The sequence below is a fragment of the Paraburkholderia sp. BCC1885 genome, from assembly GCF_900996235.1.
In the GTDB taxonomy this organism is placed as follows: domain Bacteria; phylum Pseudomonadota; class Gammaproteobacteria; order Burkholderiales; family Burkholderiaceae; genus Paraburkholderia.
The window spans coordinates 1-464 of the sequence record NZ_CAAJGM010000140.1 but is presented as its reverse complement, the minus strand read 5'-3'; the positions used below and the strand labels follow the sequence as shown (position 1 = coordinate 464).

Genomic DNA, 464 nt, shown 5'->3' with positions numbered 1-464 from the left:
CAACTACACCTTCATCCACAAACTCCCTGGCACAACCCTCGCCAAGATTCATCAACGCCTCGGCTTCAAGACGGAAGACGAAGCATGTATCACGTTCACGAAACTCATTGAGATGGTCCATATCTGGATCACGCAGGTCTATCATCATAGACCTCACAAAGGCCTAGATGGCCGCGCGCCAATCGATGTTTGGAAAGAAAGTGCCGCCACGCATCCCCCGTTGTTGAAATGCAATGCCGACGATCTCAGCATTGAGCTTGGCGAACATGCGGAATGCGCGCTACAGCACTACGGCATCGATCTCAACACATTCCGTTACACCTCTCCGGAGTTACTCGCTTTGCGGGGCATGATGCCGGCCAAATCAAAGGTGCACGTCAAGGCACCGTACGAAAACGCTGGCGAGATTTACGTATGGAATTCGATCGAAAACCAGTACCTCCGTGCCATCAACACCGACGACC

The 464-nt window shown here is 52.6% G+C and carries 1 protein-coding gene; it reads left to right on the top strand.

Annotated features, from left to right (window positions below; translation table 11 throughout):
• Positions 1-112: 112 nt before the first annotated feature.
• A partial coding sequence (locus FQ755_RS14320) for a Mu transposase C-terminal domain-containing protein (RefSeq protein WP_260858578.1) occupies positions 113-464 on the top strand: 352 nt, incomplete at its 3' end.